Source organism: Salegentibacter maritimus (genome assembly GCF_016236915.1).
Classification (GTDB): Bacteria; Bacteroidota; Bacteroidia; order Flavobacteriales; family Flavobacteriaceae; genus Salegentibacter; species Salegentibacter maritimus.
Genome location: NZ_JAEHOK010000004.1, coordinates 150,995 through 177,301, shown reverse-complemented (window position 1 = coordinate 177,301; position 26,307 = coordinate 150,995). Strand labels below are relative to the sequence as shown.

General features: G+C 37.0%; 26 protein-coding genes and 1 riboswitch. Of the genes, 20 read left to right on the top strand and 6 right to left on the bottom strand.

Going from position 1 to position 26,307, the window contains the following annotated elements:
* Positions 1–60: 60 nt before the first annotated feature.
* From I6U49_RS04860 to I6U49_RS04830, 7 genes are all read left to right on the top strand, one after another.
* Positions 61–477 (top strand): RrF2 family transcriptional regulator, encoded by a 417-nt coding sequence (locus tag I6U49_RS04860; RefSeq protein ID WP_193711711.1) that lies wholly within the window; start codon positions 61–63, stop codon positions 475–477.
* 122 nt (positions 478–599) lie between these two features.
* Complete coding sequence (locus I6U49_RS04855) at positions 600–851, top strand: DUF2061 domain-containing protein (protein WP_193711632.1); 252 nt, start codon at positions 600–602, stop codon at positions 849–851.
* Between the two features lie 65 nt (positions 852–916).
* Positions 917–1,546 carry a phosphoadenosine phosphosulfate reductase domain-containing protein gene (locus tag I6U49_RS04850; RefSeq protein WP_198627811.1) on the top strand — a complete coding sequence of 210 codons (630 nt, stop codon included), beginning with the start codon at positions 917–919 and terminating at the stop codon, positions 1,544–1,546.
* A gap of 174 nt (positions 1,547–1,720) precedes the next feature.
* On the top strand, positions 1,721–3,814 hold the full coding sequence (locus I6U49_RS04845) for a HEPN domain-containing protein (RefSeq protein ID WP_198627810.1): 2,094 nt from the start codon (positions 1,721–1,723) through the stop codon (positions 3,812–3,814).
* On the top strand, positions 3,780–4,592 hold the full coding sequence (gene cobA / locus I6U49_RS04840; protein ID WP_394370301.1) for a uroporphyrinogen-III C-methyltransferase: 813 nt from the start codon (positions 3,780–3,782) through the stop codon (positions 4,590–4,592). The genes I6U49_RS04845 and cobA overlap by 35 nt, the downstream gene beginning before the upstream one ends.
* A gap of 6 nt (positions 4,593–4,598) precedes the next feature.
* Positions 4,599–5,192, top strand: a complete 594-nt coding sequence (locus I6U49_RS04835) for a precorrin-2 dehydrogenase/sirohydrochlorin ferrochelatase family protein (protein WP_198627809.1) — start codon at positions 4,599–4,601, stop codon at positions 5,190–5,192.
* Positions 5,185–6,249, top strand: a complete 1,065-nt coding sequence (locus I6U49_RS04830) for an NAD(P)/FAD-dependent oxidoreductase (RefSeq protein ID WP_198627808.1) — start codon at positions 5,185–5,187, stop codon at positions 6,247–6,249. The genes I6U49_RS04835 and I6U49_RS04830 overlap by 8 nt, the downstream gene beginning before the upstream one ends.
* Before the next feature lie 200 nt (positions 6,250–6,449).
* Here the strand turns inward: I6U49_RS04830 and I6U49_RS04825 are convergent, their stop codons facing one another.
* From I6U49_RS04825 to I6U49_RS04805, 5 genes are all read right to left on the bottom strand, one after another.
* On the bottom strand, positions 6,450–7,283 hold the full coding sequence (locus I6U49_RS04825) for an NAD(P)-dependent oxidoreductase (RefSeq protein WP_198627807.1): 834 nt from the start codon (positions 7,281–7,283) through the stop codon (positions 6,450–6,452).
* Positions 7,284–7,332: 49 nt separating this feature from the next.
* The gene (locus I6U49_RS04820) at positions 7,333–7,653 is read right to left on the bottom strand and encodes an ArsR/SmtB family transcription factor (protein ID WP_193711626.1); all 321 of its coding nucleotides are present in this window, start codon (positions 7,651–7,653) and stop codon (positions 7,333–7,335) included.
* A gap of 747 nt (positions 7,654–8,400) precedes the next feature.
* Positions 8,401–8,823 (bottom strand): hypothetical protein, encoded by a 423-nt coding sequence (locus I6U49_RS04815; protein ID WP_198627806.1) that lies wholly within the window; start codon positions 8,821–8,823, stop codon positions 8,401–8,403.
* Complete coding sequence (locus I6U49_RS04810) at positions 8,816–9,295, bottom strand: helix-turn-helix domain-containing protein (protein ID WP_198627805.1); 480 nt, start codon at positions 9,293–9,295, stop codon at positions 8,816–8,818. The genes I6U49_RS04815 and I6U49_RS04810 overlap by 8 nt, the downstream gene beginning before the upstream one ends.
* Positions 9,296–9,298: 3 nt before the next feature.
* On the bottom strand, positions 9,299–9,784 hold the full coding sequence (locus tag I6U49_RS04805) for a hypothetical protein (RefSeq protein WP_198627804.1): 486 nt from the start codon (positions 9,782–9,784) through the stop codon (positions 9,299–9,301).
* Between the two features lie 352 nt (positions 9,785–10,136).
* Between I6U49_RS04805 and I6U49_RS04800 the strand changes: the two genes are divergently transcribed.
* The 6 genes from I6U49_RS04800 to I6U49_RS04775 all read left to right on the top strand — a co-directional run bounded on the left by I6U49_RS04800 (position 10,137) and on the right by I6U49_RS04775 (position 17,498).
* Positions 10,137–10,559: an OsmC family protein gene (locus tag I6U49_RS04800; protein ID WP_193711620.1), complete on the top strand. Its 423-nt coding sequence runs from the start codon at positions 10,137–10,139 to the stop codon at positions 10,557–10,559.
* Positions 10,560–10,768: 209 nt separating this feature from the next.
* A riboswitch (SAM riboswitch) is annotated at positions 10,769–10,877 on the top strand.
* 52 nt (positions 10,878–10,929) lie between these two features.
* Positions 10,930–11,946 (top strand): homocysteine S-methyltransferase family protein, encoded by a 1,017-nt coding sequence (locus I6U49_RS04795; RefSeq protein ID WP_193711619.1) that lies wholly within the window; start codon positions 10,930–10,932, stop codon positions 11,944–11,946.
* Positions 11,943–14,648, top strand: coding sequence for a methionine synthase (gene metH / locus I6U49_RS04790; RefSeq protein ID WP_198627803.1), 2,706 nt, complete (start codon positions 11,943–11,945; stop codon positions 14,646–14,648). Before I6U49_RS04795 ends, metH begins: the two co-directional genes overlap by 4 nt.
* Before the next feature lie 16 nt (positions 14,649–14,664).
* On the top strand, positions 14,665–15,621 hold the full coding sequence (gene metF, locus I6U49_RS04785) for a methylenetetrahydrofolate reductase [NAD(P)H] (protein ID WP_198627802.1): 957 nt from the start codon (positions 14,665–14,667) through the stop codon (positions 15,619–15,621).
* Positions 15,622–15,645: 24 nt separating this feature from the next.
* Entirely contained in the window at positions 15,646–16,746 is a 1,101-nt protein-coding gene (locus I6U49_RS04780; RefSeq protein WP_198627801.1) for an acyloxyacyl hydrolase, read from the top strand.
* The gene (locus tag I6U49_RS04775) at positions 16,743–17,498 is read left to right on the top strand and encodes a head GIN domain-containing protein (protein WP_198627800.1); all 756 of its coding nucleotides are present in this window, start codon (positions 16,743–16,745) and stop codon (positions 17,496–17,498) included. Before I6U49_RS04780 ends, I6U49_RS04775 begins: the two co-directional genes overlap by 4 nt.
* Here I6U49_RS04775 and gldA read toward each other — a convergent pair.
* Positions 17,485–18,390, bottom strand: a complete 906-nt coding sequence (gene gldA, locus I6U49_RS04770; RefSeq protein WP_198627799.1) for a gliding motility-associated ABC transporter ATP-binding subunit GldA — start codon at positions 18,388–18,390, stop codon at positions 17,485–17,487. The two genes, I6U49_RS04775 and gldA, sit on opposite strands and share 14 nt — an antisense overlap.
* A 419-nt stretch (positions 18,391–18,809) precedes the next feature.
* Between gldA and I6U49_RS04765 the strand changes: the two genes are divergently transcribed.
* The 7 genes from I6U49_RS04765 to I6U49_RS04735 all read left to right on the top strand — a co-directional run bounded on the left by I6U49_RS04765 (position 18,810) and on the right by I6U49_RS04735 (position 26,302).
* Positions 18,810–19,634: a prephenate dehydratase gene (locus I6U49_RS04765; RefSeq protein ID WP_193711614.1), complete on the top strand. Its 825-nt coding sequence runs from the start codon at positions 18,810–18,812 to the stop codon at positions 19,632–19,634.
* Complete coding sequence (locus I6U49_RS04760) at positions 19,634–20,782, top strand: pyridoxal phosphate-dependent aminotransferase (protein WP_193711613.1); 1,149 nt, start codon at positions 19,634–19,636, stop codon at positions 20,780–20,782. The genes I6U49_RS04765 and I6U49_RS04760 overlap by 1 nt, the downstream gene beginning before the upstream one ends.
* Positions 20,779–21,627, top strand: a complete 849-nt coding sequence (locus I6U49_RS04755; RefSeq protein WP_198627798.1) for a prephenate dehydrogenase — start codon at positions 20,779–20,781, stop codon at positions 21,625–21,627. The genes I6U49_RS04760 and I6U49_RS04755 overlap by 4 nt, the downstream gene beginning before the upstream one ends.
* A 24-nt stretch (positions 21,628–21,651) precedes the next feature.
* Positions 21,652–22,734: a bifunctional 3-deoxy-7-phosphoheptulonate synthase/chorismate mutase type II gene (locus I6U49_RS04750; protein ID WP_193711611.1), complete on the top strand. Its 1,083-nt coding sequence runs from the start codon at positions 21,652–21,654 to the stop codon at positions 22,732–22,734.
* Between the two features lie 208 nt (positions 22,735–22,942).
* The gene (gene rsgA, locus I6U49_RS04745; RefSeq protein WP_198627797.1) at positions 22,943–23,893 is read left to right on the top strand and encodes a ribosome small subunit-dependent GTPase A; all 951 of its coding nucleotides are present in this window, start codon (positions 22,943–22,945) and stop codon (positions 23,891–23,893) included.
* Positions 23,890–24,342, top strand: a complete 453-nt coding sequence (gene dtd / locus I6U49_RS04740; RefSeq protein WP_198627796.1) for a D-aminoacyl-tRNA deacylase — start codon at positions 23,890–23,892, stop codon at positions 24,340–24,342. Before rsgA ends, dtd begins: the two co-directional genes overlap by 4 nt.
* Positions 24,343–24,394: 52 nt before the next feature.
* Positions 24,395–26,302: a DUF3857 domain-containing protein gene (locus I6U49_RS04735; RefSeq protein ID WP_198627795.1), complete on the top strand. Its 1,908-nt coding sequence runs from the start codon at positions 24,395–24,397 to the stop codon at positions 26,300–26,302.
* Positions 26,303–26,307 lie beyond the last annotated feature (5 nt).

The following is a 26,307-nucleotide window of genomic DNA, read 5'->3' as shown; positions in this document are numbered from 1 at the left end:
ATTTTCGTAGAGAGATCTATAATAAATGTAAAAAAGTCAATATTTGAGTATATTCGCAGTATGCTTTCAAAAAAGACTAAATACGGTATTAAAGCCCTGGCGTTTATCGCGAAAAAAGCCGATAAGAAACCAGTGCAAACTTCAGAAATCTCCAAAAGCGAAAATATTTCCCAAAAATTCCTCGAAAGCATTCTGTTGGAATTACGAAAATCGGGATTTTTAGGATCCAAAAAAGGCAAGGGTGGGGGCTATTATTTAATAAAAGAGCCTAAAGATATTCAAATGACAGCGGTTATACGCGTTTTGGAAGGTCCTATTGCCATGGTTCCTTGTGTGAGCCTTAATTATTACGAAAAGTGTGACGACTGCCCTAGTGAAGAAACCTGTTCGGTGCATAGCCTAATGATACAGGTTAGGGATAGTACACTTAAGGTTTTAGGCGATAATACTTTAGCCGATATTTCAGCAAGGAAATAATTTTTTTAATGTTAAAAACTGAAAATTAGGCCATTATTTATTGGTCTAAAAAAAAATAAAATTACTTTTGCTCTATAACCTACTAATTCTATAGGTTAATAGAATTAAAAATTTTGAGGAGTATGATATTGGATCAGGCAAAAACTAAAACCACATATAAAAAAGACAGGACTTCAGAGAAGCCTCTACGAAGTATTCTAAAAACGGTGAGTTGGAGGATTGTAGGAACCTTAGATACCATAGCTATTTCCTGGGTTCTTACAGGGGAAATTGACACTGCACTCGCCATAGGATCGGTAGAATTGGTCACTAAAATGGTTTTGTATTTTGGCCACGAGCGACTTTGGAACATGATTAGTTTTGGGAAAGATTGAAATTGAATTTTAGAAAAATATATAAAGTTAAGTTAGGTTCTAGAAGAACCAGAAAATTTTGAAAGATGAAACGGTACAGTGAAAAAGAATTAAAAATTCTCAACCAACAATTCAAGGGAATAACCCCGGCCGAGATTGTACAATGGGTGACTTCTAATGCAGAAAGACCTGTAGTTACCACCAACTTTAGGCCTTATGAAGCTGCAATTTTACATGCAGTTTCAGAAATAGATCCTGTGATAAAGGTCATATGGTGCGATACCGGTTATAATACCCCTCAAACTTACAAGCACGCAAAACAAGTGATAGATCAATTACAGTTAAATGTAAAGCTCTATATACCAAAACAAACCGCAGCATATAGGGATGCACTTTTTGGAGGAATTCCCGATATTAATAATCCTCAACACGAAGAGTTTACCAGGCAGGTAAAACTGGAGCCTTTTGCACGTGCCATGAATCAGCAAAATCCTGATGTTTGGTTTACCAACCTGAGAAAGGGTCAAACGAATTTTAGGAATAGCATAGATATTTTGAGTTACAGTAAAGACGGATTGTTAAAAGTGAGCCCTTTTTATCACTGGAGTGACGAAAAATTAGATGCTTATTTAGAGGAAAATGACCTGCCAAATGAGTTCAAGTATTTTGATCCCACCAAAGTTCTGGAAAATAGGGAGTGTGGGCTTCATGCTTAATATAAAAAAATGAATAGAGAAAAATCACAGATTATCATGTGCCGCTTTATGTGTATTCCCAGCACTTAAAGGTATCTTTTTGTAAAATTTATAAAAGGTTCTTTTAGTTGAAAACACAAAAGAACCTTTTTTGTTAAACGCCTGTTTTAGGCATCATTTTAAAAATTATTAGTAATGCAAAGTTTTAGAACCGAAATAGAAAACCCGGTAGTTGAGCAAGATATCCTTGATTTAGAGAAAAAAATCAGGCTGTTTCGTGAAGGAAAAGCCGATGAAGAAAAATTCCGAAGCCTGCGTTTGGCGCGTGGTGTATATGGACAAAGACAGGCTGGGGTGCAAATGGTTCGTATAAAACTGCCATTTGGAAGAGTCACTTCAGAACAATTACATAGAATAGCCGATGTTTCTGATGAATATTCCAAAGGCCGATTGCATATTACCACGCGCCAGGATATTCAAATTCATCATGTTAGTCTGGATAGAACGCCAGAACTTTGGGCGCAACTTGAAAAAGATGACATTACCTTGCGGGAAGCTTGTGGAAATACGGTGAGAAACGTAACGGCCTCCCCAACTGCAGGGATAGATAAAAATGAGCCTTTTGATGTCTCTCCTTACGCCCATGGAACTTTCCAGTTTTTCCTGCGGAATCCTATTTGCCAGGAAATGGGAAGGAAATTTAAGATGTCTTTTTCTTCTTCAGAAGAAGATACGGCACTTAGCTATATTCATGATCTGGGCTTTATTGCAAAGTTGAAAGACGGGAAACGCGGATTTAAAGTAATGTTGGGCGGCGGACTCGGTTCTCAGCCAAGACACGCCGATGAACTTTATGAATTTTTACCGGCCGAAGAACTTCTTCCTTTAATTGAAGGGGTCTTACGGGTTTTTGATAGATATGGTGAACGCAAAAAGAGACTGAAAGCCAGAATGAAGTTTCTTATAAAAGATATAGGTAAAGAAGCTTTTATGAAATTGGTGTCTGAGCAAAATACGGCACTTTCTAAAAATCATCCAGATTTTGAAATTGAAAAATTTGAGGTAGAACCACTACTTCAGAAAGTTGAGGTTCCTCAGGTTGAAATTGAAGATAAAAAGCACTTTGAAACCTGGAAAAACACCAACGTAATTCCGCAGAAACAGGAAGGCTTATTTGCCGTGGGAATTCGTGTGCCGCTAGGTGATTTTTATACCGGAGGTGCCAGGAAACTTGCCGATTTGGTTAAAAAATATGCGGGAAATGAAATCAGACTTAGTTTAAGACAGGATATCCTAATTCGTCATGTTAGAGAAGCGTTTCTGCCTTTTTTCTATTCAGAATTAAAAAAACTTGGTTACGCTGAAACCGGTTACGACAAAACCGTAGATATTACCGCCTGCCCGGGTACCGATACCTGTAACCTTGGTATTGCCAGCAGTACGGGAATTGCAGATGTTTTGGAAGATGTTTTAAAAGAGGAATATCCGCAGTTTATAAACGGAAAAGACATCACCATAAAAATTAGTGGATGTATGAATGCCTGTGGCCAGCATAATATGGCCGAGATAGGTTTTCAGGGAATGTCTGTAAAAGTTGGAAAAACCGTGGCACCAGCACTTCAGGTTTTACTGGGTGGTGGAACACTTGGAAACGGAAAAGGTCGTTTTGCCGATAAAGTTGTAAAAGTGCCCAGTAAGCGAGGGTCACAAGCATTGCGATTGCTACTTAACGATTTCGAGGCGAATGCCAATTCTGAAGAAAAATTTGCAGAATACTATGATAGACAGGGGAAAACCTATTTCTATGATTTATTAAAAGAACTTGCCGATACTTCAACTATTACCGAAAATGAATATGTGGATTGGGGGCACGAAAAGCCTTATATAAAAGCGGTTGGAGTAGGCGAGTGTGCCGGCGTGGTTATAGATCTTATCGCAACTTTGTTATTTGAAAGTGAAGAAAAGATAGATAATGCTAAAAGTGCATTGGAGCGAAAAGCCTGGGCCGATAGTATTTATCATTCCTATACGTCTATTGTAAATTCAGCTAAAGCATTATTGCTTGCAGAAGACGTGAAAACCAATACCCAGGCCGGGATTATCTCTCAGTTTGATGAGTTATTTATAGACACCGGCAAAATTGAGTTGGCAAATTCTTTTAAAGAGTTTGCCTACCAAATGAATGAGCACGATCCCACTGAAGCTTTTGCCAATAAATATTTAGAAGATGCGCATTTGTTCTTAAAAAGAGTAGATGCATTTAGAACAAAGGAGGTACAAGATGTATAATTCACCAAAATTAAGCGTGGTAGGCGCCGGGCCCGGAGATCCGGAATTGATAACACTTAAGGCTTTAAACGCTTTAAAAGATGCCAAAGTGGTGCTTTTTGATGCGCTTATTAATCGCGATTTATTGGAATACGCCCCACAAGCCGAACATATTTTTGTAGGAAAAAGAAAGGATAAACATCGCTATTCTCAAGATGAGATTAACGAACTTATTGTAAAGTATGCGCTGGAGAGAGGTCACGTAGTTAGGCTAAAAGGAGGCGATCCATTTATTTTTGGAAGAGGCTCAGAAGAGATTAACTATGCAAAACAATATGGCCTGGAAACCGCGGTAGTTTCGGGGATTACTTCCTCTATTGCCGTTCCGGCCAATGTGGGGATTCCACTTACCCAACGTGGCACCTCCGAGAGTTTTTGGGTAATAACAGGGACCACAACCCAAAAGAAAATTTCAGAAGATGTTCGTTTGGCAGCGCAATCTACCGCAACGGTGGTGATTTTGATGGGAATGGCAAAACTCCGGGAAATTGTTGAGATTTTTAGTTATTACGGAAAAGAGAATATTCCGGTAGGGATTATTCAGAATGGAACCACAGCCAATGAAAAGTCGGGTTTTGGAACCATAAAAAGTATAGAAAAAGTAGTTGCAGAAAAGCGATTAACCGCACCTGCCATTATCGTGATTGGCGAAGTTGTTAAAGAAAGCGGGAAATTAGAGTCGGTAATGAAAAACGCAATTCAGGAACCAGTAATTATAAATTCCCCATTTGGGGCCTAGGGGCTTATGGAAGAGAGAAACGAATTATACCCGGTATTCTTAAAAGTCAATAAGCTAAATATTTTAGTGGTTGGTGGTGGAAGTGTAGGGCATGAGAAACTTCACTTTCTATTTAAATCCAGTCCCAGGGCTAATGTAGAAGTGGTTGCAACATGGTTTTTGCCGGAAACAGAAGAGCTTGCAAAGAAACATGGCGCCAAATTAACCAAAGGCCGGTATAAGAAAAAATACTTGAAAAACCGGCACTTTGTAATTGCAGCTACTAACGATGCGAAACTCAACAAACGTGTACACCGCCATGCAAAAAAACGCTATTTGCTAGCGAATATTGCTGATACGCCTGAACTCTGTGATTTTTATATGGGTGGAATTGTAAATAAGGGGCACGTAAAAATTGCGATTTCTACCAATGGAAAATCGCCTACAGCTGCCAAGCGTTTGCGCCAGTTTTTCGAGGAAGTTATTCCCGAAAATATAAACCAAATGGTAGAAAATCTTAATGAATACCGTAGCACTATTAAAGGCGACTTTGAAGCCAAAGTGGAACAAATGAATACTATAACCGAATCATTAAAAGTTAAAAATAAGAGTGATGATTAAAACAGATATCCTCATTATAGGAGCCGGGCCAACCGGTTTATTTACCGTTTTTGAAGCGGGATTGTTAAAGCTAAAAACCCATTTAATAGATGCCCTACCGCAACCCGGCGGGCAGTGTTCTGAGATATACCCTAAAAAACCCATTTACGATATTCCGGCATTTCCCGAAATTTTAGCTGGAGATCTGGTAAATAATTTAATGGAGCAAATTAAACCTTTTCAGCCGGGATTCACTTTAGGAGAACGCGCCGAAACTTTAGAAAAGCTGGATGATGGTACCTTTATAGTAACTACCAATAAGGGAACAAAACACCACGCTCCGGTGGTAGCTATTGCCGGCGGCTTAGGTTCTTTTGAACCCAGAAAACCTCCAATTTCAAATATTGCCGATTTTGAAGATAAAGGTGTTTCTTATTTTATTAAAGATCCTGAAGTTTACCGCGATAAAAAAGTAGTGATTGCCGGGGGAGGAGACTCGGCTTTAGATTGGGCTATTTACCTGGCTGATGTTGCTGCTGAAGTTGCGCTGGTACATAGAAGGGCAGAATTTCGTGGTGCCCTGGATTCTGTAGAAAGAGTTTCAGAATTGGCAAAACTAGGTAAGATAGAAATGATTACCAATGCTGAGGTAGTTGGCCTAAGAGGAGAAGACAGGCTTGAGCAAGTGGTAATTAGGCATAAAGATGAAGCCCGCGGAGAAGAATTTAAAGAGGTAGACGATTTTATCCCATTATTTGGCTTGTCGCCAAAACTGGGGCCCATTGGAAATTGGGGACTCGAAATTGAAAAAAACGCTATAAAAGTTGATAATTCCTATGATTATCAAACCAATATCCCAGGGGTGTATGCTATTGGTGATGTAAACACTTATAAAGGAAAATTGAAATTAATTCTTTCCGGGTTTCACGAAGCGGCTATTATGTGTCAAAGTGCTTACAACCGTATTTTTCCCGATAAAAAATATGTACTTAAATATACCACCGTTGGTGGCGTAACCGGATTTGACGGTAGTAAAAAAGAAGCCAAAAAAGAAGTGGTACAGAGTATTGGCGTGTAGGCTTTTTAGCTCTCGAAGTAAATTTGAAACAGGTTACTTAAAGGGAGTAAAAGAAATGCCTTTTATGGTTATTAGTTCCCCTCCTTTTAAAGGAGGGGTGGCTATAGGCCTGGTGGTTAAAGCCTTTTTTGGTCGCTTACTTGATATCACAAGGGTACGATTCAATCATCTAACTCGCTTTATAGAATGTTGTTTTTATATTATTTCTTGAATATTTTGAAATAATTATCTTTCATATCTACTAGATATACACCTTGACCATACCATTGTTTTTTTTCATCATTGGATAATGTGGCAACTCTTAATATCTCTTCGGCAGTATCTTCTCTACCAATTGTTCTTTTGGCATATTTTAATGGGAGCTTTTCACTATTTAATCCTGTCGTGTTAAAAACATATGCGTACCGTCTTTTGGCAGGTGTATCTTTTAATGCAGCAGGTCTGAATATGATAAAATCTAAACCTTCCGGTTGAGCCTTAGCAAGGATTGTCTCGCTCTTGGTTACATTTTTAAAAATTGGAAAAATCACTTGAACAAGATTTGATAACATATTGTAATTCGCAGGCCATGCGGTTAGGCTTTTCCCCGGAACGCCTTCGGTGCCTACCGAACCATGATATAATGTTTCTACCCAACGGCTATTTCGCTGGCCATCGACTATTGCTTGAATCGTATCGGTGTAAAGTGTGTTTTTAGAATTTATCATGTCTTTGGTCTTTGTCACCCCAACAAAACAACAAATTGCATCTATAGACTTGTCTTCTTTGAGAAGTTGAGCATAAGTTTCCGGCTTTAAAATGTTGCTATTCTTTGCTTTTAATTTACCTGTTTTGTTATTAGTCGCTATTCCGTCAGGAGTTAGATTTGTATTTTCCAATACATCATTCATTCGTCTTAGTGCCGCTTTATCATCTACTGCACGGCAAAGTGCTGTGACATCGTGACCTTGTCTTAATGCCTTTTTTACAAAGAAGCGTGCACCACGAGATGCTGCCGCTACAACAAGAAAATGTCTTTTTTTATGTTCTTTCATTTTTTATTTGGTTGTATGCACACATATGCATATTTTGAATTAAATTTTTTTAGTTCTTAGTATGTACATTCATTAAATCTCTCAATGATTTAGCAGTTTTCTCAATATGTTGAGTAATTAATTCACAATCAAGTGTGTAGAAAGTATGTCTTGAGCGTTTCTCTTTTATAACGATACCTTGTGTTTGCAGTTGTTCTAGATGTCTTGAAATTACTGATCTATCCTGCGTGAAATTTTCTGCAATTTCTTTGATGCTACGTTCCTTTCCATCAGCCAGGTGCTTTACAAGTTCAAAGCGAACAGGCTCAAACATGGTGAGAAAAAATTTCAAATTGATAGATTCTTCTATGTTATGCTCTGGATTTGCCATTTTTCACTTATATGTGCAAATGTATGCATATAATTTGATAGGTCAAAGATTTTATTTTGTTTGTTAAATTAAAAATTTAATATGGTAATTAAGGGTATTCTAATAATATCATAGGTTCTGAAAAAAGTAATTGATAGCCCCTTTTTGTATGGTACTTTAAGCGGTCTAAATCTTTGTTTGGCCCACCTATGGTCATGTTGCACAATTCGGTGAAAAGTCAATTTTCCCTGAACGTGGTGATAGTTCTAATTTTATGTTATTACATGTTAATAATTGCACTCAAAGTAGAGCATAAATTATAGAGTCGCACTTTAGCGGTAATTAAAACAGAAACTTCTTATGAAATTGGGCTTATATCATAGTATTATTCAATAGATAAGCTCAAAATAGTAAAAGTCTGTACCACAAAACAACGTAGGTGGCCAATTAGGATCACATTTTTTAGCAAGTGGACAGATTTATTTAACCAATCATAGTGATGCTGGTGGCACTCTGGAAGTGACCACAAATAGGATGCTGAGCAGGTTATTTTTGCATTGAATTCTTATTGAAGCAAAGCTTCATTAAAAATTCAACGCCTTAAAAATTAAATGATTATGAAATAATAGAGTTTAAAATATTATTTTTGAGAGACAAGATTATTGCTTTTCATAGGAACCGTCTTTGTTGGCAACTGGCTTGGCTCCAATAAAAAAGCAAATTAATCTAAAAATCAATTTGCCTTAAATCTATAAATGTTATAATTCTTTATTTTTTAAATTCTACATCTTCTTGTACCATATCTGCTACATTTAATGTAGGTAGTATGAATTCGTTATAACGAGTATTTTCAGTTTTTGAATGTAAAACCCCTCTAGTAGTTCCCACAGTTATAACTGCTAAGTGAGCCATAAATCCTTTGGGGATTTTTACTGTTTTTTCATTAGTAAAGTCTTTCCAGATTTTTGGATCAATATTAAATTCACAGGAAACCTCAATAATTAAAAAGGCTTTGTCATTTTGCTCAAATTGAATTTTCACAGATGACTTTATTGCTGAATTTGACGGATCTATTCCAAAACTAATATTGGTTTCTAGGTTGAATTCCTCATTTTCATCATCATATGCATCATCAATAAATGCAAATTGATGCGTATTTATTTTTTTTAATTGAAATCCTATTTTATTCATTAATTACCTCTCTATAATCAGTTGAATTTGAATAAAACTCTTTTGAAGCAAAATTAAATGTAATTACATTATCAGATTTTGTGTAATTGTTTTGAGTTACTTTTTGCTTCTTATACTTTGCCTCATTTTTAACAACAACTTCTTCTTGACCTTTGATTATACTATTATCAATAATTTTAATATCTAAAGCTTTTTGAATTTTTGATATAGTTTCAATATTCAGCTTTTCAGTTCCCTTTAATAACTTACTTACATACTGAGGACTGCAATCTAGAACTTCAGATAATTCTTTTTGATTTTTTGGAGCAATATCTTTCTTTTTGTTTTCTCTTAAAGAAGAAAGAATCTTAACTGCTATAGCAAATGAAATATCTAGCCAATCCTGGTTTTCTTGACGATATTTTGCTTTATCTAGCCAGCCAGATTTTTTATCTGAAATAAGTGCTTTAAACTTCTCTGTTTGATTTGTCATATTTTAAAAAAATATTTCTTGAAAACTATCAGCGTCGTAAACCCCTTGATCTTTCAAATAATCTCTTGCTTTGTTTATCTTAATAAGTTCGTCGTTGGTGTGGGGTCTATCTTGCATTAAATGTTGATTATCCAATTTGATGGCTCCTCCAGTTATTACATAGTGTTCGTTATCTATTTTAATGGCGTATAATCTTAGCCATCTATTTCTGGCTTTCTGGTGAGTAAGATCTTCTGATGTATATACATTGTTATTCAGGTTCTTAAAAAGTTCATTTAGTCTGTTTGGTTCAGACTCAGCAAACTCTATAAGTTTATTCCTTAAAAAATCTGCTTCTTTTTTTACTTTTTCAATCGCATCCTCAATACTAATCTTTATATCAGTTTCATTTTCTTCAAAAAATTCATTCAAAAATAATGGGTTAGCCCATTCGTCAAATACTCTTTCCAATTCATCAGGAAAGTCTTCTTTGTATTTGAATGAATACAAATATGGTACAAATGTATTGATTATTTGCATTAAATCAACCTGTGGGTTTACTTTTTTGTGTTATTTAACTTTAAATGGAATCTCAAAATTACAAAAGTGAATACTTGATAACGGAATTATTGATTAGAACATATTAACAAAATTTCTAGCTTGTTGCGAACCCCTTATACCCTACTATTCCTAATTATATCATTATAGATAACCGGAATAAGATCAATTTTAGGTATAACTCCCCAGTAAATCTATTAAAAATTTGTTACTGGCATTTACGGAAAACCATAATATGGGATAAGCTCTGGAACTATGAGGTTTTTTAGTATGCTTTGATTAAATTTGTTTAAAATAAAATATTATGAAAATCAGCCTTAAAAGACTTAATAAAGATTACCATTTTGAAACCGTAAACGAACGTGGGGATATTGTTCATTTAGATAATAAAACCAATGCTGAGCCAAAGGGTGCCAGCCCTATGGATTTGCTGCTTCGTGCCATTGCCGGATGTAGCAGTATCGATATTGTAATGATCTTAAAAAAACAACAAATAGAGTTAGATGACCTTCAGGTGGAGGTAGAGGGCTTTAGGGAAGATGGAGCTATCCCCAATGTTTTTAAGAAGATTCAGGTTAACTTTTTATTAAAAGGAGATGTGCCTGCGGCTAAGGCCAAACGGGCAGTAGACCTTTCTATGGATAAATATTGTTCGGTCTCTAAAATGTTGGAGAAAGCAGCAGAAATTAAATACGCCATTATCTTAAACGGGGAGTTGATTAATTAATAACCCCTCTCTTAAATATAAACTCAAAGGTTTTTAAAGAAGCATTATAATTTTGCTATTTAAAAGCTTTTGAGTTTTTTTTAATTTCAATATTTAGAAAATTCTTTTGAAATGTTAATTTAAGTTTCTTTTAATAAAAATAGCTTTGAAGGCTTGTGTTTAATGGCTTGTATCGTATATTTGTGGGTTCAAGTTCATTGTTTGAAATATCGTTATCAAGAAAGGTTGAGGGATTAGACCCTGCGACACCTTGGCAACCCTCCTGTAATGGGAGAAGGTGCTAAATTCTACTTCGCTTATTGCGCAGATAGATAACAGAAAAGAATTCTTTCCCGCTTCTTTTTTTGATAGTGATTTTAGATAAAATTATATGTCAGGATTAGAAGAACAACTTCAAAAAAAAATACTTGTTTTAGACGGTGCCATGGGGACTATGCTTCAGGAATATAAATTTTCTGAAGAAGACTTTCGTGGAGAACGTTTTAAAGATTGGCCTGCGCCTTTACAGGGTAATAACGACTTGCTATCTATTACGCAGCCAAAGGCAATTGCTACCATTCATCGCAAATATTTTGAAGCCGGTGCAGATATAGTAGAAACAAATACGTTTTCTGCTACTACCATAGCAATGGCCGATTATGAGATGGAAGAACTGGTAGATGAACTCAATTATGAGTCGGCTAGACTTGCCAAAGAGGTGGCGGTAGAATTAACAAAGAAAAACCCCGAAAAGCCTCGTTTTGTAGCGGGAGCTATGGGTCCTACCAATAAAACAGCCAGTATGAGCCCCGATGTAAACGATCCCGGGTTTAGGGCAATTTCTTTTGAGGAATTACGACTAGCCTACAGGCAACAAGCCAAAGCTTTAATAAAAGGAGGCGTAGATATTCTTTTGTTAGAAACCGTTTTTGATACTTTAAACGCTAAAGCTGCCCTTTTTGCCATAGATGAACTTAAAGAAGAGTTGGCTTTAGATATTCCTGTAATGGTTAGTGGCACAATAACCGATGCTTCGGGCCGTACCTTATCTGGACAAACCGCAGAAGCTTTTCTTATTTCGGTTTCCCATATTCCATTGGTAAGTATTGGCTTTAACTGTGCATTAGGTGCTAAACAATTAACGCCACACCTGGAAGTTTTAAATCGTTTTGCAAGTTCAGGGGTTTCAGCCTATCCAAATGCCGGTTTACCAAATGCTTTTGGAGAATATGACCAGGACGCCGAAGAAATGGCGGCTGAGATCAAAGAATATCTGGAAAAAGGATTGGTGAATATTTTAGGTGGCTGCTGCGGTACCACACCAAAACATATAAAAGCTATTGCCGATATCACCAAAGATTATAAGCCACGTAAAATAGTGACCCCTAAGTTTTCTACTGTATTATGATAGCAACTGAGAATAAAGAAAAGGATATGGAGATTAGGCCCTTAAAACTATCTGGGCTGGAACCTTTGGTAATAACGCCCGACAGTAATTTTGTAAACGTGGGGGAGCGTACCAACGTTGCGGGTTCTAAAAGATTTCTACGATTAATAAAAGAAGAGAAGTTTGAGGAAGCCCTGGAAGTTGCCAGGGATCAGGTAGACGGTGGTGCGCAGATTATAGATATCAATATGGACGATGGTCTTATTGATGGAAAAGAAGCTATGGTGAAATTCCTAAACCTAATTGTAGCCGAGCCCGATATTGCCCGTGTACCTATTATGATAGATAGTTCTAAGTGGGACATTATAGAAGCCGGTTTACAGGTAGTACAGGGAAAATGTGTGGTAAACTCTATTAGCCTTAAAGAAGGAGAAGCAGAATTTATTGAGCACGCCAAAAAGATTAAACGTTACGGGGCGGCGGTAATTGTTATGGCATTTGATGAAGTTGGGCAGGCCGATAATTATGAGCGTAGAATTGAAATTGCCAAACGTTCTTATGATATTTTGGTGAATCAGGTGAAATTTCCTCCGGAAGATATCATTTTTGACCTGAATATATTTCCCGTGGGAACCGGGATGGACGAGCATAAAAAAAATGCGATAGATTTCATTGAGGGAACCCGGTGGGTAAAAGAAAACCTTCCGCATTGCAGTGTTAGTGGAGGAGTAAGTAATGTTTCGTTTTCTTTCCGCGGAAATAATCCGGTGCGGGAAGCCATGCACTCAGTGTTTTTGTATTATGCCATTAAGGCCGGAATGAATATTGGGATTGTAAACCCGGCTCTTCTGGAAGTTTACGATAATATTCCCAAAGACCTTCTGGAACATGTAGAAGATGTAATTTTAGATAGAAGGGAAGATGCCACCGAACGTTTGCTGGAGTTTGCCGAAACTGTAGTGGGTTCAAAAAAAGAGAGTAAAGTAGATCTATCCTGGAGGGAAAATCCGCTTCAGGATAGAATTACCCATGCTTTGGTAAAAGGTATAGATACCTATATCCTGGAAGATATAGAGCAAGCCCGCCAGGAAGCAAGCAAACCAATTGAGGTGATAGAAGGCCATTTAATGATTGGAATGAATGTGGTAGGTGATCTCTTTGGAAGTGGAAAAATGTTTCTGCCACAGGTAGTGAAATCTGCCAGGGTGATGAAAAAAGCAGTAGCCTACCTTCTTCCATATATTGAAGCCGATAAGTCTAATAAGCGCTCTTCGGCCGGGAAAGTCCTTATGGCTACGGTTAAAGGAGATGTACACGATATTGGAAAAAATATTGTTAGCGTAGTATTGGGCTGTAACAATTACGAAATTATAGACCTGGGGGTGATGGTACCTCCCGAGAAGATTATTGATACTGCAAAAGCAGAAAATGTAGATGCCATTGGTTTAAGTGGATTAATTACGCCTTCCTTAGATGAGATGGTTTTTTTAGCTAAAGAAATGCAGCGGCAAAATTTTGATGTGCCCTTGCTTATTGGGGGTGCTACTACCTCTAAAGCTCATACCGCAGTAAAGATAGATCCGCAGTATAAAAATGCCGTTGCCCACGTAAACGATGCATCGCGGGCAGTAACAGTGGTGGGAGATCTTTTAAAAGAGGAAACACGAATAAAATATATGAGCGATCTTAAGGCTGAATATGATAAATTCAGGCAGAGCTTTAAGAAACGAAGTAAAGTAAAATCTTTTTTATCTATAGAGGAAGCCAGGGAAAACAGGTACAGTATAGATTGGGAGAATACGCAAATTACCAAACCCAATAACCCTGGAATTCACCAAATAGATCATTTCGACTTAAAAGAACTTGAAGCTTTTATAGATTGGAGCCCATTTTTTAGAAGCTGGGATTTACACGGTCGCTATCCAGATATTTTAGAGGATAAAGTAGTAGGTGAGCAAGCTACTTCTTTGTTTAAAGATGCTCAGGTGTTGCTGAAAAGAATTCTGGATGAAAAATTGCTGAAAGCGAAAGCTGTGTATGGGTTGTTCCCGGCAAATACCATAAATAGCGATGATATTGAAGTTCGTTATGAGGAAAATTCCGAAGAAAAAACGATTCTTTTTAGAAGCCTACGACAACAGTTAAAAAAGCACGGGGGGAAACCAAATTTTGCCCTGGCAGATTTTATAGCGCCAAAAGAAACAGGAATCCAGGATTATATAGGCTGTTTTTGTGTGACTACCGGTTTTGGAACGGCAGAGCTAGCTAAAAAATTTGAGGAAGATCTTGACGATTATAATTCTATTATGATCAAAGCCCTGGCCGATAGGCTGGCTGAAGCTTTTGCAGAATATTTACATAAAAAAATAAGGCGTGAAGACTGGGGTTATGCGCCCGAAGAGAACTTAAGCAACGAAGAATTAATAAAAGAAACTTATAAGGGGATTCGGCCTGCGCCAGGTTATCCTGCCTGTCCAGATCATTTAGAAAAATTGAGTATTTGGGAAATTTTGAAGGTTAAAGAGCGAATTGGGGTTAAACTAACCGAAAGTTTGGCCATGTGGCCGGCCGCGAGCGTAAGCGGTTATTATTTTGCCAATCCGGAAGCTCGATATTTTGGTCTGGGAAAAATTAAGGACGACCAGGTGAAAGACTTTGCCGAAAGAAAAGGAATCCCATTGAAAGAAGCCGCAAAATGGCTAAACCCAAATATTGCAGATTAAAAATAATAGCGATACCATGAAGATTACCGAACATATAGAAAATGCCAAAGGGGAAACTTTGTTTTCTTTTGAAATTGTTCCTCCACAAAAAGGAAAAAATATTCAGGATTTATACGATAATATAGATCCGTTAATGGAGTTTAATCCTCCGTTTATAGATGTCACTACCTCCAGGGAAGAATACCTGTATATTAAGAAAAAGAATGGTTTATTGGAGCGAAAAATAACGCGTATGCGTCCCGGTACGGTAGGTATATGTGCCGCATTAAAGCAAAGATATCAGGTAGATACCATTCCGCATGTTCTTTGCGGTGGTTTTACACGAGAGGAGACCGAGTATTTGTTGGTAGATTGCCATTATTTGGGGATAGATAACGTAATGGCCTTACGTGGTGATGCTATGAAACACCAACGTTATTTTGAGCCAACCAACGGAGGAAACTGTTACGCCAGCGATCTGGTTACCCAAATTAAAAACCTGGGCGTGGGGAAGTATCTTAACGAAGTAATAGAATCAGATAACAATGCCGATTTTTGTGTAGGTGTGGCCGGCTATCCGGAAAAACATTTGGAGTCGCCTTCATTAACTACCGATTTAAAGTGGCTGAAAGCAAAAGTAGACGCCGGTGCCGATTATGTGGTTACCCAAATGTTTTTTAATAATCAGGCCTATTTCGATTTTGTAGAGAAAGCCAGGGAAGCCGGGATAAATGTGCCAATAATTCCTGGGATAAAGCCTATTGCCGTTAAAAAACATTTACAATTATTACCGCAGGTTTTTAGCATAGATTTACCCGAGGAGTTGATAGCGGGTGTTGAAGCTTGTAAGGATAATAAAGAGGTGAGAGAAGTTGGTATTGAATGGGCCATAGCGCAATCTCGCGAACTAAAAGCGGCGGGAGTGCCGGTTTTACATTATTACTCTATGGGAAAAAGCAGTAATATTCAAAAAATAGCAGAAGCTGTTTTTTAAAATATTAGGCTACATTTGTGGGGCATGAAGAAAATTACAGCCCTATTTTTTCTTATAAATTTATATAATGCTTCTGCCCAGGAATTCGGGCAGAAACATTATTCTTTTGATGCCAGCTATTTTTACGGAACCATAGCTGAACATAATCCTGATATCTCCCATTTAATCACCGGGCATCCTACCGGGCTTATTCTTGGTTTTAATAAAAAAAGTTTCGGTTTTAAAGATTGGGAAAAACCTTATAATTATCCTGATGTTGGGGTTTCCCTTACCTATCAGGATATGAAAAATCCTAATTTGGGTGAAAATTATGGCTTGTATGCCCATATGAATTTTTACCTCTTTAAAAGAAATTTGATGTTTAGAATAGGCCAGGGCCTTGCCTATGCCTCTAACCCATACCATCCCGATAAAAATTACAGGAATAATGCCTATGGTTCACGTTTGCTAAGTTCTACCTATCTTATGGCAAACTATAGAAAGGAGAATATATTTGAAGGCCTGGGTTTTCAAGGCGGGCTTTCTTTAATTCATTATTCCAATGCCGATTTTAAATCGCCTAATGCCAGTACAAACACTATTACATTTAACCTGGGGATAAACTATGTGCTAAATCACCAAAATTTACCCGATTATATTCCCAGGGGGGCAAAAGAAAAATATACAGAACCCATTCATTTTAATTTTGCTTTGCGAAGCGGTGTAAATACTATGGGAATTATAGGTTCTAAACAGTATCCGTTTTTAACCTTTTCGGCCTATGTAGATAAGGTGCTTAACCATAAAAGTACCCTTCAGGCCGGAACCGAAGTTTTCTTTTCAAAAGCAATGGCAGAGCGTATAAAATACCAGTCGATAGCTTTTCCTTTAGGCAGTACTACTGGAGATGAAGATTCTAAACGGGTTGGTGTTTTTGTAGGTCACCAGTTAAATTTTGATAAACTATCGGTAATTACGCATTTGGGCTATTATGCCTATTACCCCTACGAGCATTTTGTAGATCAGTTATATAACCGCATTGGTTTACAAAGAAAACTTACCGAAGATTTATGGGCTTCACTAACAGTTAGATCGCATTATGCCAACGCGGAAGCTGTAGAACTTTCTATAGGATATCGCTTATGAAAAAACAGGTTTTAGGAATATCGATCTTACTTTTTATCTTTTTAGGATGTAATGCTGAAGATGCGCCTACCTGTATAAAAACTTCAGGTAAGATTATTGCTGAAGAGTTTGTTGTAGATGCTTTCGAGGAAATTATAGTTTATGAACGGGTAAAGCTCTTCCTTGAACAAGGTGATGAATATAAGGTGAAGATTGAAACCGGTGAAAATTTAAGGGAAAAAGTATATGCTGAAGTAGAAAACAATAGGCTTCAGCTTAGAAACGAAAACTCCTGTAATCTTTTTCGGGATTATGAAATCACTAAAATTTATGTAACTACACCTACTTTAAATTGGTTACAGAATAGTAGTGGAAGCAGTATAGAAAGCATGGGAACTTTAAAATTCCCTGAACTTTGGTTGCGTTCTTTTAACCAGGAGGAAGATCCCAATATTCATACAAATGGCGATTTTATTTTAGATTTGGAGGTTGAGAACCTAAGAATTACCAACGATAATATTTCTAATTATTTCCTTAGCGGAAAAGCTACCAATGTTAACCTGTTTTTTGCCAATGGGGACGGTAGATTGGAAGCCGACGATTTAATAGTGCAGCATTATGATGTGTTGCACCGCGGTACCAACAAGTTAATTGTGAATCCGCAGCAATCTTTAAAGGGAGTTATTTTTGGATTTGGTGATATTATATCAAAAAATCGTCCGCCCATAGTAGATGTTGAACAGCACTATACCGGAAGACTTATTTTTGAGTAAGTTCAGCAAATAAGCTTTCTAAGTTTTTTGTCTTTTGATTTAACTGCAATGTTTTTAACCCATTATTGTATGCAAAATCAAATACAGCCGGGCGCATGTCTTTTTTAGTATCAAATGTAAGTTCGTGGGCAAATCCGCCTACGTTTTTTGCAGACTTTAGATGGGGTAGTCTTTGTAATGCAATGTTTTCTATCCGGTAATCAAACTCTACGAAAATAACCTGTTCATTTTCTTCCCGTAAGTCTTTTAAGTTTTTATCGGCTACCACTTCACCTTTGTTAATAATAATTACACGGTCGCAAACAGCTTCTACTTCCTGCATAATGTGAGTAGATAGAAATATGGTTTTGCCTGTTTTTTCTTTTCCAATTTGTTTAATAAGTGTTCTAATTTCTACTAATTGGTTAGGGTCTAGACCTGTAGTTGGTTCGTCCAGGATTAAAACCTGGGGATCGTGTAGCAAAGCTGTTGCCAGGCCAACCCGTTGTCTGTATCCTTTAGAGAGCTGTGCTATCTTTTTATTGGCTTCCGGTTTTAGCCCGGTAAGTTCAATCACTTTTTCAATTCGGGATTTATTTATCTTGTAGATTCTGGCATTAAATTCTAAGTATTCCCGCACATACATTTCTGTATATAAAGGATTATGTTCGGGGAGGTAGCCTATTTGCTGCTGAATTTTATGTAAATCGTCTTCAAGGGAAATTCCATTTATTTTAGCCGTGCCTGCCGATGGGCTTAAATAACCGGTTAAGATTTTCATTAAAGTAGATTTTCCGGCGCCGTTGGGGCCCAAAAAACCAACAATTTCTCCTTTATTCAGCTTAAAAGAAACAGCATCCAGCGCTTTTTGTTCGTTATAATACTTTGAGATTTCCTGAACATGAATAGACATAACAAGCTTTTTTCCAAAAGTAAGGATTTTTAAATCACCTAAAACAGTCAAAATTAGTCTGCCGCTTGTGATAACCTATAAAGGGCTTTGTAGATTTCGGAATTGCAGGTAATCTTATCAAAGTCTTATTGCAAATCTTTCGATTTATTTGTGGAAAAAAAATTAAGTCTATAAAAAGCTTTGTAAACTTAAAAAAAACCTGAGAAAAGATTTTTCGTTAAAGAATTATATTCTACTTTAGCCGCATAACAAAGAAACAATGAATCACGCATTTAACTGGAACGCATTTTATTTTTTTTATTTCTATTTCAGAGATAGGAACGGGAATGCTATGTAGTTAAGTAAGAAATTATATAAAAAAGTCCCGATAAATATCGGGGCTTTTTTTTTACACAATTTTGAGATTTAATTAAAGATTAATGGATAAAATTATCGCAATACAGGGAGTGCAGGGCTCATTCCACCATTTGGTAGCCCAGGAATATTACCATAAAGAGGTTGATGTTTTAGAATGTATGTCTTTTGCAGAACTTACTAAAAGCCTGGTGACCGGTGTAGCTAAAGAGGGAGTAATGGCCATAGAAAATTCTATTGCGGGTTCAATTTTACCAAATTATGCACTTATAGATGAAAATAACTTAAAAGTAGTTGGCGAGCATTATATTCCCATAGACATGAATTTTATGGCAATGCCGGGACAAAAAATAGAGAATATTAAAAAAGTCTATTCACATCCCATGGCACTTTTACAGTGTAAGGAATTTTTTAAAAAGTATCCGCATATTAAACTTATTGAAGATGCAGATACTGCTGAAGTGGCACGAAGAATCTCAGAAAAGGGAAGCACAAAAGTCGCTGCGGTAGCCAGTAAGGCAGCAGCCCGGTTGTTTGGGTTGGATATTTTGGCTGAAAGTATTCATACCAAAAAAAGCAATGCAACGCGTTTTTTGATTTTAAGCACAAAAAAGAAAGAGCCTAATGGCGATAAAATAGATAAAGCATCTTTAAAATTTGAATTGGAAAGTAAACGAGGCAGCCTGGTTTCGGTACTAAATATTTTAAGGGATTTTAATCTGGATATGACCAAGATCCAGAGTATGCCTATTATAGAATTTCCCTGGAAATATTCATTTTTTATAGATGTAATCTTTGAAGATTATATAGAATTTAAAAAAGCTATGGATATTTTGGAAGTGATGACCGAGCGATTAACAATTTTAGGAACCTACAAAAATAGTTTGTAATGATAGAGCAGGCCAAGAGATTAGATAGTGTAAAGGAGTACTACTTTTCTTCAAAGTTAAGAGAGGTGCGTGCTATGGCGGCTGCCGGGAAAGATATTATTAACCTGGGTATTGGCAGTCCAGATTTGGCACCACCCCAACAGGTGATTTCGGCTTTAAATGAGGCACTGGTAAATACCGGTGCACATCAATATCAGCCTTATAAAGGTACCGCCGATTTTAGAAATGCCATAGCTGAATTTTATCAAAATTATTACCAGGTTTCACTTGATGCCGAAACTGAGATCCTTCCGCTTATGGGAAGTAAAGAGGGAATTACCCATATCTCCCTGGCCTTTTTAAACGAGGGCGATGAAGTACTTATTCCAAACCCTGGGTATCCAACCTATTCCTCGGTTACCGAACTGGTAGGCGCCAAAGCGGTTTACTACAATTTGAATGCTGAAGGAAACTGGTTGCCAAATTTGGAAGAACTGGCCAAAAAAGATTTGAGCAAAGTAAAATTAATGTGGGTTAACTATCCGCATATGCCTACCGGTGCTTCTGCAAACGAAAGTTTATTTGAAGAACTTGTAACTTTTGCTAAAACCCATAATATTTTAATTGTAAACGACAATCCTTATAGTTTTATCTTAAACGAGCACCCAAAAAGTATTTTAGAAGCTGAAGGGGCCAGGGAAGTGGTTTTAGAGCTTAATTCGTTGAGCAAGACTTTTAACATGGCTGGCTGGCGAATAGGAATGCTTTGTGGCAGCGAAAGAAATTTGAATACAGTTTTAAAAGTTAAAACCAATATGGATAGCGGTATGTTTTATCCGCTTCAGGCCGGTGCAGCAGCAGCTTTACGCTTAAATAAAGATTGGTTTTCTGAACAGAATAAAATTTATCAAAGTCGGAAAGAAAAAGTTTTGGAGCTGGCGGAAGCTTTAGAGTGTGAACCCGAAAAAGATCAAACAGGAATGTTTGTTTGGGCAAAGGTTCCGAAGGGAACAAACGCCGAATCTTTTGTAGATTTTCTGCTAAATAAATACCACATTTTTACTGCACCGGGTTTTATTTTTGGTAGTAATGGCGAAGCCTATATTAGGTTTTCCCTTTGTGCTTCCGAAGAAAATATAGAACGCGCTATAAAAAGGATAAAACAATGAAGGTTCAAATTATAGGAATAGGCCTTATAGGCGGTTCGTTTGCCATAGATATTAAATCGGCTTTTCCAGAAGCCGAAATTTATGGTAGTGACGCCGATGCCAAAAACCTTAAAAAGGCGAAAACCCTTGGGATTATAGATCATATTGCAAAAATAGAAGATACGCCGCAAGCCGATGTAGTTTTGGTAGCAGTGCCGGTAGATGCTGCTACTAAAGTAGTAAGCCGGGTTTTGGATTTAGTGGGTGATAATACCCTGGTTTTTGATGCAGGTTCTACTAAAGCAGGGCTTTGTAAGGAAATTGCCAATCATAAGAATAGGAGGAATTTTTTGGCAGCTCACCCTATTGCGGGTACAGAATTTTCTGGCCCGGAGGCAGCAATTGCTAATCTTTACAGAAAAAAGACCAATATTATATGCGAGGTAGAGAAAACAGCTTTTAAGCTTCAGGAACGGGCACTCGATATTTTTCAGAAATTGGGAATGCGCATTAGGTACATGGATCCTGTGTCTCACGATAGGCATATAGCTTATGTTTCACATTTATCGCACATAAGTTCATTTATGTTGGGTAAAACAGTATTGGAAAAAGAACGTAATGAGCGGGATATATTTGATTTGGCGGGTAGCGGATTTGCCTCTACGGTAAGACTGGCAAAAAGTTCCCCCGCAATGTGGTCGCCCATATTCAGGGAAAATAAAAGCAATGTTCTGGAGACTTTAACCGAGTATATCAATAATCTTACACATTTTAAGGATTTGCTTGAAAATGATGATTTTCAGGAGGTGTATAACGAGATGCAACGCACCAATCATATTAAATCAATTTTAAACGGAATAAACTAATAAATCATAACTAAATTTTAAATTATGGAAAACAAGAAAGAATTAAGAGGCTGGCTAGACGCTTTCGGATTAGAACATCCGTTAGTAATTGCAGGACCCTGTAGTGCAGAGACCGAAGAGCAGGTTTTAAACATCGCACACCAATTAAAAGATACTGATGCTACCGTATTACGTGCCGGAATATGGAAGCCCAGAACCAGACCGGGAAACTTTGAAGGTGTGGGAGCTTTAGGCTTAAAATGGTTGAAAAAAGCAAAGGAAGAAACCGGCATGTTAACTTCAACTGAGGTAGCAAACCCGCATCATGTAGATCTTGCTTTAGAAAATGATGTAGATATTCTTTGGATAGGCGCAAGAACCACGGTTTCTCCTTTTATTGTACAGGAAATTGCTGAAGCCCTAAAAGGCACCGATAAAACCGTATTGGTGAAAAACCCTGTAAACCCAGACCTTTCTCTTTGGTTGGGAGCAGTTGAAAGATTGTATACCCAGGACATTAAGAATTTAGGAGTTATTCACCGTGGTTTTTCAGCTTACGAAAAAACCAAATATAGAAATAACCCGGAATGGCAAATAGCAATTGAACTTCAGAATAAATTTCCAGATCTACCGTTAATTTTAGACCCTTCGCATATTGCAGGACGTAGAGATATTATTTTTGATCTTTGCCAAACGGCACTTGATCTTAATTACGACGGAATTATGGTTGAAACCCACCATACGCCAGACGATGCCTGGAGTGATGCTGCACAACAAATTACCCCTGCAACACTTATTCAAATTATGAAAGACTTGCAGATTAGAAAAGAAATTTCTGAAAGTGAAGAGTTTCAAAATAAACTAGGCACTTTAAGAGCTAAAATTGATGTGGCCGATAACCAGTTAATTGAACTGCTTTCAAAAAGAATGAAAATTTCTGATGAAATTGGCCAGGTTAAAAAAGCCCAAAACGTTTCTGTATTACAAACCAAAAGATGGAATGAAATTCTTGGAAAAATGGTGCTTGAAGGAGAGCAGCACGGTTTGAGCGAAGAATTTATCTTAAGGTTATTTAAAGCTGTTCACCAGGAATCTATTAATCACCAGGAGAAAATCATGAAATCTTAGAATCTTGTTTTCCATGATTTTTGGTTTAAAAGCAAATAGTAAAAACTGCTTTTGCTATTTTAGCAAAGTGGCTGTTTGAAGGTTGACTTATGGACGTCATCCTGAAGTTGTTTCAGGATCTAAATTGTTAAGATATTAGAAGCTGAAGCAAGTTCAGCCTGACGAAAATTAGAATTTTCAAACAGCCACTTAAAAAACCATAATGTGAATGATAGGAACCGTTTATAAATCTACCGGAAGCTGGTACCAGGTGAAAAGTGAAGCTGGAAAGTTTTACGATTGCCGTATTAAAGGAAAATTTAGAATTAAAGGTATTAAAAGTACCAACCCGGTTGCTGTGGGAGACCGTGTGCAGTTTGATGTTGAAGATAAAGAAAGCAAGGCACAGGGCGTGATTAAAGAGATTGAGGAACGGCAAAATTATATTATTCGAAAATCTGTTAACCTTTCTAAGCAAACTCATATAATTGCAGCCAATATAGATCAGGTTTTTTTATTAATTACCTTAAATAACCCGCCTACCCTTACCACGTTTATAGATCGGTTTTTGGTGACTGCCGAAGCCTATCAGGTAAAAGCCGTATTGCTTTTTAATAAGGTAGATACTTATAATGAAGATGAACTTGTAGAAGTGAAATATCTTGCGGCAATTTACAGAAGTGCCGGTTACGATTGTATAGGTGTTTCAGCTAAAACAGGTAAAAATGTAGACAAGGTAAAAGAGATGATGACCGGTAAGACCAGTATGTTTGCAGGCCACAGTGGTACTGGTAAATCTACTTTGGTGAATGCTATAGAGCCCGGTTTAAATTTAAAAACCTCAGAGATTTCAGAACAACATAAACAAGGACAGCATACCACTACTTTTGCTGAAATGTTTGATCTTGGTTTTGATGCCAGAATTATTGATACACCGGGAATTAAAGGCTTTGGAGTGGTGGAAATTGAACGAGAAGAACTGGGAGATTATTTCCCTGAATTTTTTAAACTTAAACAAGATTGTAAATTTCATAATTGTCTACATCTGGAAGAGCCAAAATGTGCGGTAAAGGATGCTCTTGAAGATGGAGAGATTGCCTGGAGCCGCTATAAAAGTTATTTGCAGATTATGGAAGACGAGGAAGACAATTATAGAACAGATATTTATCCAAAAAAATGAGAGTAGTATTACAAAGAGTTTCAAAAGCTTCGGTGCAAATTAACCATGAGATTAATGCAGTAATGCAGAAGGGACTTCTAATTTTACTGGGAATTGAGGCTGAAGACACTCAGGAAGATATAGATTGGCTTTGTAATAAAATAGTAAAAATGCGCATTTTTAATGACGAAAATGAAGCTATGAACCTGTCTTTATTAGATGTAGATGGTGATGCTATTGTGGTAAGCCAGTTTACCCTGCACGCTTCTACTAAAAAGGGTAATAGGCCCAGTTTTATAAAAGCTGCAAAACCCGATATTGCTGTACCGCTATATGAGAAATTCATTAAAAAACTGGAAGAAAGTTTAGGGAAACCGGTTGGGAGTGGAGAGTTTGGTGCCGATATGAAGGTAGAGTTAATTAACGACGGCCCGGTTACGATAATAGTGGATTCTAAAAATAAAAGTTAAAATTAGTTAAAAATTTATATCTTGCGGATTTATTATTCATCACATTCGATAAATGCGCAAAATTTTATTGTTTCTATTTGTAGTTATTCAAATAGTTCCTTCCTTGATTTTTGGTCAGGACTATGCCATATCTTCCATTGAGCCAAATTTACTATCCAATGCCAATTCTGTAGTACGAAATCAATCTATAGAAATCTCAGTTCTTTCTAAAGATAAGATGAGGGTTAAAACAAAACGTGTGGTAACCGTGTTCAACGAATATGGTGAGCAACACATAGGTGCCTATGATTTTTACGATGACCACAGTAAGATAAAATCTCAGGAGGCTATTGTTTACAATAGTAAGGGGAAAGAGATAGAGAAAATAAAGAAAAGAGATTTTCAGGATCGTAGCCTTATAGGTTCTAATACGCTTTATAGCGATAATAGATTAAGTTACTTAAGCTATACTATTAAAGATTATCCAATAACAATTGCTTACGAAAGTGAGATAGAAACAAACTCCACAATATTTATTCAGTCATGGAATCCCCTGGAGAACTATAATTTAAGCGTAGAAAAATCTTCTTATAAATTAATTAACCCAAATGCTATTCCCTTTAGGTTTGAAGAAAGAAACCTGGAAGGCTTAGAGCTTAAAAAACAAAATACTGGTGCAGGTTTAAATTATGAGGTGAGGAATATTTCTGCAGTAAAAAGTGAAGTTTTTAGTCCTAATCTTTCAACTTATGCCCCCAGGGTGTTAGTTGCTTTAAATGAATTTGCACTGGTTGGGGTAGAAGGAAAAGCTTCTAATTGGAAAGAATTAGGTAAATGGCAGTATGAGTATTTATTGAAGGAGAAAATGGAACTTCCGCGGGAAACTATTTTAAAACTTAATGAGTTGACTTCAAATGCAGTTTCTAACAGGGAAAAAGCAGAGATTATCTATAATTATGTTCAGGAAAATACACGGTATATAAGTGTACAATTGGGAATTGGCGGCTGGGAGCCAATGCTTGCCAAAGAGGTGGATGAATTGGGCTACGGCGACTGTAAAGCCTTAACTAATTACACCAAGGCTCTTTTAGAATCGCAGGGAATACCTTCGTACTATACAGTGGTTTATGGCGGCGATAAAAATAATATAGACCCTGAATTTGCCTCCATGCAGGGCAATCATGTAATCCTGAATTTGCCTTTGGCAGAAGAAGATATATGGTTGGAGTGTACCAGTCAAACTAATCCGTTTAACTATTTGGGCGATTTTACCGATGATAGAAAGGTTTTAAAAATAACCGAAGATGGTGGGGAGATAATAAGTACTCCAAATTATGCTACTGCTGCCAACCTTAGGGAAAGTTTTGTGGAAATTCAATTGGATGAATCTGGTGGTTTTTTAGCTGAAATTACGCGTAAAAACCACGGAATCCCGTATGGTGATATCTATAGTATTGAAAGTCTAAAAAATGATCATCAAAAAATATACTACCGGGAAAATTGGGGGCATCTACGAGAATTACAATTTGATAAAATTGCTTTTGAGAATGATAGGGATTCAATTGTGTTTACCGAAAAGCTAAAGATTAAAGGGGCTAAACTGGCTATGCAAGCTGGTAACCGATTACTGGTGCCTGTTAATTTTTTAAAAGCAAAAACTTTTAATTTACCCAGAAATGAATCTCGTAAACATCCATTGGTAATTGAAAGGGGGAAGACTTATAAAGATCACTTTCAATTTACCTTACCGGCAGGGTTTAAAGTAGAGTCAATTCCGGAGCCCATAACCATCGAAAATGAATACGGTAAACTAATTATGGAAACCAGTATTGTAGAGGAAGATGAGACCAAACTAGATGTAAAAAGAATACTGATTTTGGAAGAGGGGAACTGGAAAAGTTCAGCGTATAATTCGTATAGGGAGTTTATGAACCAAATTAAATCTTATACCAATCAAAAAGCAGTTTTAGTTAGTAATTAATCATA